We start from the raw sequence: 5,675 nt of genomic DNA, 5'->3' as shown, positions 1-5,675 counted from the left end.
GCGCCTCATGGTTCATCCCTTTCGGAGAGCCCCCTCCACCCCGACGCTGCGCGTCGCGGTCCCCCTCCCCGTGCCGGGGAGGAGCTAGACACGGTCGCCGACTTCCCCGCCATTCCCGAAGGCTGGGCGTACCTCGACACCGCCGCCACCGCACAGAAACCGCGGGCCGTGATCGATGCGATCGCCCGTGGCTACGCGCAGGACTATGCCACCGTTCACCGCGGCGTGTACCAGCGCTCGGCCGACATGACGCTCGCCTACGAGGCCGCCCGCCGCCGCGTCGCGAGCTTCATCGGCGGGCAAGAGGGCGAAATCGTCTTCGTCCGTGGTGCGACCGAGGGGATCAACCTCGTCGCGCAATGCTGGGCCGGCACGCAGCTGAAGGCCGGCGACCGCATCCTGCTGTCGGCGCTGGAGCATCATTCGAACATCGTGCCGTGGCAGATGGTCGCGGAGGCGAAGGGCCTAGCCATCGACGTCGTGCCGCTGACCGCCGACCACCGCATCGATCTGGACGCGTGTGAGCGGATGCTGACGGAGCGCCACAAGCTGGTCGCGCTGGCGCATGTGTCGAACGTGCTCGGCTCGGTGCTCGACGTCCGCCATGCCGCGGACCTGGCGCACGGCGTCGGCGCGAAGCTGCTGGTCGATGGGTGCCAGGCGGTCGCGCGGCTGGGCGTCGACGTGCGCGCGCTCGACTGCGACTTCTATGTGTTTTCCGGGCACAAGCTCTACGGCCCGACCGGCATCGGCGTGCTGTGGGGCCGTGCCGACCTGCTCGAGGCGATGCCGCCATATCAGGGCGGCGGGTCGATGATCGACAAGGTGAGCTTCGAGCGCACGACCTACGCCCCCGCCCCGACCCGGTTCGAGGCAGGGACGCCGCACATCGTCGGCGTGCTCGGGCTCCACGCCGCGATCGATTACGTCAGCGCGATCGGCCTGGATCGTATCCACGCGCACGAGACCGCGCTGGTGCGGGCGACCCGCGATGCGTTGTCGGGGATCAATTCGGTCACGCTGTTCGGGCCGGCGGACTCGGCCGGGATCGTCAGTTTCGCGGTCGAGGGGGTGCATCCGCACGACATCGGCACCATCTTGGACGAGAGCCGGGTGGCGATCCGCGCCGGCCATCACTGCGCACAGCCGCTGATGGACCTGCTGGGCGTGGCGGCGACCGCGCGGGCGAGCTTTGGCGTTTATAACTCCCCTGCCGACGTCGATGCGTTGGTGAAGGGGATCAAGCGAGTAACGAGGATATTCGGATGAGCGAGCGGTTCGCTGTCGAGGAAGTGGACGCCGTGGCCCCGCCGCCACGTGCGCGGGTCGAGGATGCGATGGAGGAGACGGGCGAGCGCAAGCGCGACTATCTCTCCGGCTTCCTGGCGGAAAAGCCCAAGGGGTTGGCTGCGGGCGAGCCCGGCGGCGAGACCTACGACGGGATCATCGCGGCGTTGAAGGATATTTTCGACCCCGAGATTCCGGTGAACATCTACGAACTCGGGCTGATCTACAACGTCGAGGTCACCGACGACGGCCATGCGGTCGTCACGATGACGCTGACGACGCCGCACTGCCCGGTCGCCGAATCGATGCCCGCCGAAGTCGAACTGCGCGTCGGCGCGGTCCCCGGCGTGGGCACCGTCGACGTCAACCTCGTCTGGGATCCGCCGTGGGACCCGTCGAAGATGAGCGACGAGGCGAAGCTCGAACTCGGGATGTTGTAATGGCCACGATTGCTCGACCACGGCCTGCCGTGTTAAATTTGACCCCCGGTGCGCAAGCGCGCGTCGCCGACCTGATGTCGCGTGCGCCGGAGGGGGCGGTGGGCGTCAAGCTCTCGACGCCGCGGCGCGGCTGCTCGGGGCTTGCCTATTCGGTCGACTATGTGACGGAAGCCGCGCCGTTCGACGAAGCGATCGCGACACCGGGCGGCACGCTGTTCGTCGATGGCGCGTCGGTGCTGTATCTCGTCGGATCGACGATGGACTGGGTCGAGGACGACTTCGCCGCGGGGTTCGTATTCAACAACCCGAACGCCAAGGGCGCGTGCGGGTGCGGGGAAAGCTTCACGGTCTGACCGACCGCTGCCCCACATGTCGCTCGCCGCGCGCTTCGGCGAGTGCCGCCTGTTTCGCCCGTTCGGCATAGCCCGCGCGCTGGGCCGTATCCTTGGTATCGTGGCACGCCGGGCATGACACGCCCTCTTCGTACAGCGGCGACGCCCGGTCCTCCGGGCTGACCGGCATCCGGCAGGCGCGGCACAGGCCGTGGGTGCCGATCTCCAGACCGTGGCCGACCGCCACGCGCTCGTCGAACACGAAGCACTCGCCGCGCCACAGGCTGTCGGCCGGGGCGACGTGCTCCAGATAGTTCAGAATACCGCCCTGCAGATGGTGGACGTCGGCGAACCCTTCCGCCTTCACCAGCGCGGTCGCCTTTTCGCAGCGGATGCCGCCGGTGCAGAACATCGCGATCCGCTTGCCCTCCAGCGCCGCGCGGTTCTCGCGCACCCAGGCCGGGAAGTCGCGGAAGCTGTCCGTTGCCGGATCGACCGCGCCGGCAAACGTGCCGATACGCACTTCGTACGCATTGCGCGTGTCGACGACGACCGTGTCGGGATCGGCGATCAGCGCGTTCCAGTCCTTCGGCGCGACATAGGTGCCGGCGTCGGACGCATCGACCGCAGGCTCGCCCATCGTCACGATCTCGCGTTTGATGCGTACCTTCATCCGGTGGAACGGCGGAGCCGCGGCGCGCGATTCGCGGCCGGCGAGATCGGCGCAGCCCGGCAGGGCACGCAGGTGATCCAGCACTGCCTGCACGCCCGCATCGCGGCCGGCGATCGTGCCGTTCAGCCCCTCGGTCGCGAGCAGTAGCGTGCCGTGGACGTCGTGGGCCTCGCACACCGCAAGCAGTGCCGGCTTGATCATGGCCGGGTCGGCGAACGGCGTGAAGCGATAGAGCGCAAGGACGCGGAAAGGCAGCGGGGATTGGGACACGTCGGGCTCATAGCCCCGCTGCCGCCCATGCTCAATTGGCGGGAAAGGTCACTTGCTCCCATTAAACGGGAAAGATAATCATACTGTAGGAAATGCCTGCCGCGATGATCCGGCAGGAGGCGGTCGAGGGGATGCGAATGTCGGGCGAACCGAACGCGGGCTGGCGGGACACCATATTGGCCGGGCTGGCCAACTACATCGACGCCGGGTCGATCGTCGCCGGATCGGTCGCACTGGCGCTGTGGAAGGACGTATACGGCCTGTCCGACAGTTTCATCGGCCTGATCGCCGCGTTCAGTGCGAACGCGATTTCCGCCGGTGTCGGCGCGCTGATCGGCGGCGTGCTGTGCGACCGGTTTGGCCGGAAACGGATCTACCAGTACGACATGCTGTTCTACGCGTTCGGCATGGCGTGGCTGGTGTTCGCGTCCGCCCCGTGGATGATCGTGCTGGGCTTCGTGCTGGTCGGTCTGGCGGTCGGGGCGGACATCCCGGCGTCCTGGTCGCTGATCGCCGAGCAGGCGCCCGACACGAAGCGCGGGGCACATTCGGGTGTCGCGCAACTGCTGTGGTATCTGGGGCCGGTCGCGGTGCTGGTGGCGGCCTATTTCCTGAAGCCCTTCGGCCTCGACGGCGTGCGCTGGCTGTTCATCCATCTGATGGTGCTGGCGCTTGCCCTCACCTTCCTCCGCTCGCGAATGCGCGAATCGCAGCGATGGGAGGAGGCGCAGGCGGCGTCCGACGGCGCCCAGGCTTCGCGCGACTGGCGCCTGCTGCTACGCGCGCCCTATCTCGGGTCGGTCCTGTTCCTTGCCGCGATGTACGGGTTCTGGAACCTGTGGGCGGGCTACAACGGCTTCTTCACGCCCTATCTGATCGAGCGGAACAACCTGCCCGAATGGACCGCGACGATGTTGCCGGCGAGCTATTTCCTGATCGGGATGCTGTCGATCCTGGGCATCTTCATGACCCTGTCGGACCGCGTCAACCAGCGCACGCTGTTCGGGATTTCGGCCGTCCTGCACGTCGTCGGCATGGCGCTGCTCGCGATCTTCGGCTTCCGGCTGGAGGTGGTGGTCGCGCATATCGTCATCATGGGGGTGGCCGGCGGCTTCGGCGCGCAGAGCTTCTTCCAGCTCTGGTCGGCCGAGCTTTTCCCGACTGCCATCCGATCCACCGCGCAAGGGCTGACCTTCGCGATCGTCCGCATCGGCCTTGGCATCTGGAGCCTCGCGGTGCCGACGCTGGCGGCGTACGACTTCACGGTGCTTGCATGGATCCTGACCGGCTTTCTGGTGGCGTCGGGCGTGATCGGGATGATCTGGGCGCCGCGCAACGAAGGCAAGTCGCTGGAACAGATCGACCGCGCGCGGGGAGCGGCTTGAAATCAGCGATGTCGGGGGAATGGTGCCTAGGGACGGGATCGAACCGCCGACACTGCGATTTTCAGTCGCATGCTCTACCAACTGAGCTACCTAGGCATTCACGCGGTACTTGGCCCGCGAAGGAGCGCTGCCTTTAGTCGTGGGAATCGGGCGTGTCTAGTCCCGGATCGGCGGCGGGCCCCGGAATTCGATAGCCCTCGCCCAGCCATTGCAGCAGGTCGCGGTCGCGGCACCCCTGCGAACAGAACGGGCTGTGCGGCGCGGCCGAGGGCTTGGCGCAGACGGGGCAGAGGTTACGCGTGGCGGGCCTGGACATGGCCGGCGGATATGGCGAGGCCGGGGTCGCCCTGCAAGACGATCGCGGTGCCGGTGCGACGGCCGAGTTCCCGCGTCCAGGCCGGGCGCGACTCGATCTCGGCGATGACGGCGGGTTGCGCGGTCAGCACGCGTTCGCCGATGCCGGGGCTGCGCTCGGCGCGGCGCAGCAGCGCGCGGGCGTGGGCGAGGGGGGCCTCCATCGCGTAGATCTCAGGGAGCGACCGGCGGCGGCGCGGGCGGACGATCTGGACGAAGCCGAAGCCGTTGACCGCGGTGCGCTCGAAGGGTTGCGGCAGAACGGCGTCGATCGCGTCGGCGGCGGCCGCGCGCGCGGCCTTGTCGGTGCCGGGCAGGTCGATGCCGATCGAACCGGCCAGGTCGAGGCGGCGGATGGCGCGCGCGGCGACGGTGGCGCCCGCGGTCGTCAGTGCAGCCGGAGACAGCGTGCCGTCCACGTCGATCAGCGTCATCGCCGGGGTCAGCGCGATGTCGAGCGTGCCGCCGGGCAAGCTCACGCGGCCGGTCGCCGCCTCCTCCAGCAGTTCGGACCAGCCGGCGGCTTCGAACCGGTCCGGGTCGGTGTGGCGCAGCATGGTCGCGGCGGGCAGGTCGGCCGCCGCCAGGCCTTCGCGCAGCTCGGCGCGGGCCGGGCGGGCGCGGGCGCGCTTGGGCTTGCCGGGTTCGGGGATGGCGGGGCGGGTGATCTCGACCAGCGTCTCGGCGCCCTGGGTGACGCCGGCAGGAAGCGGCGCGACCAGCGCTTCGCCGTCACCCCACGCGACGATGCCCTGGCCGCGTTCGGGCATCCGCGCGATCAGGCGGGCGCGGACGATGGTGCCGGCGATCAGCTCGCCCTCGGGCAGGATGCGCGCTTCGAGAATCGTGTCGCCGTCGATCAGCGCGAGCCGGGTCTCGCCGATGCCGTGTTCGATCAGCCATTCAGGCATGAGCACGTCCAGACCTACCCGTG

At 68.7% G+C, this 5,675-nt stretch carries 7 protein-coding genes and 1 tRNA gene; 4 read left to right on the top strand and 4 right to left on the bottom strand.

From position 1 onward, the window contains the following. Positions 1-111 precede the first annotated feature (111 nt). Genes ASE86_RS00220 through ASE86_RS00210 form a run of 3 tightly spaced genes read left to right on the top strand, consistent with a single transcriptional unit; the run spans position 112 to position 2,080 of the window. A complete protein-coding gene (locus ASE86_RS00220; protein ID WP_056426319.1) occupies positions 112-1,269 on the top strand; it encodes a cysteine desulfurase in 1,158 nt (385 codons plus the stop codon). After that, positions 1,266-1,727, top strand: a complete 462-nt coding sequence (locus tag ASE86_RS00215; protein WP_056421537.1) for an SUF system Fe-S cluster assembly protein — start codon at positions 1,266-1,268, stop codon at positions 1,725-1,727. Before ASE86_RS00220 ends, ASE86_RS00215 begins: the two co-directional genes overlap by 4 nt. Further along, positions 1,727-2,080 carry a HesB/IscA family protein gene (locus ASE86_RS00210; protein ID WP_056421536.1) on the top strand — a complete coding sequence of 118 codons (354 nt, stop codon included), beginning with the start codon at positions 1,727-1,729 and terminating at the stop codon, positions 2,078-2,080. Before ASE86_RS00215 ends, ASE86_RS00210 begins: the two co-directional genes overlap by 1 nt. On the opposite strand, the gene ASE86_RS00205 is transcribed toward ASE86_RS00210, so the two are convergent. Beyond that, on the bottom strand, positions 2,070-3,002 hold the full coding sequence (locus ASE86_RS00205) for a rhodanese-related sulfurtransferase (protein ID WP_082441561.1): 933 nt from the start codon (positions 3,000-3,002) through the stop codon (positions 2,070-2,072). The genes ASE86_RS00210 and ASE86_RS00205 overlap by 11 nt on opposite strands. Positions 3,003-3,094: 92 nt before the next feature. Between ASE86_RS00205 and ASE86_RS00200 the strand changes: the two genes are divergently transcribed. After that, complete coding sequence (locus ASE86_RS00200; protein WP_235523941.1) at positions 3,095-4,387, top strand: MFS transporter; 1,293 nt, start codon at positions 3,095-3,097, stop codon at positions 4,385-4,387. A gap of 20 nt (positions 4,388-4,407) precedes the next feature. On the opposite strand, the gene ASE86_RS00195 is transcribed toward ASE86_RS00200, so the two are convergent. The 3 genes from ASE86_RS00195 to ASE86_RS00190 all read right to left on the bottom strand — a co-directional run. Continuing rightward, positions 4,408-4,483 (bottom strand) — tRNA-Phe (locus ASE86_RS00195). Positions 4,484-4,520: 37 nt separating this feature from the next. Next, positions 4,521-4,703 (bottom strand): DNA gyrase inhibitor YacG, encoded by a 183-nt coding sequence (locus tag ASE86_RS15565; RefSeq protein WP_082441559.1) that lies wholly within the window; start codon positions 4,701-4,703, stop codon positions 4,521-4,523. Next, positions 4,681-5,675 (bottom strand): ribonuclease (locus ASE86_RS00190; protein ID WP_235523940.1); only part of this gene is annotated, 995 nt, incomplete at its 5' end. The genes ASE86_RS15565 and ASE86_RS00190, both read right to left, overlap by 23 nt.

The organism is Sphingomonas sp. Leaf33 (genome assembly GCF_001421785.1).
In the GTDB taxonomy this organism is placed as follows: domain Bacteria; phylum Pseudomonadota; class Alphaproteobacteria; order Sphingomonadales; family Sphingomonadaceae; genus Sphingomonas.
The sequence above is the reverse complement of the archived record's forward strand: the minus strand, read 5'-3'. Positions and strand labels throughout refer to the sequence as shown.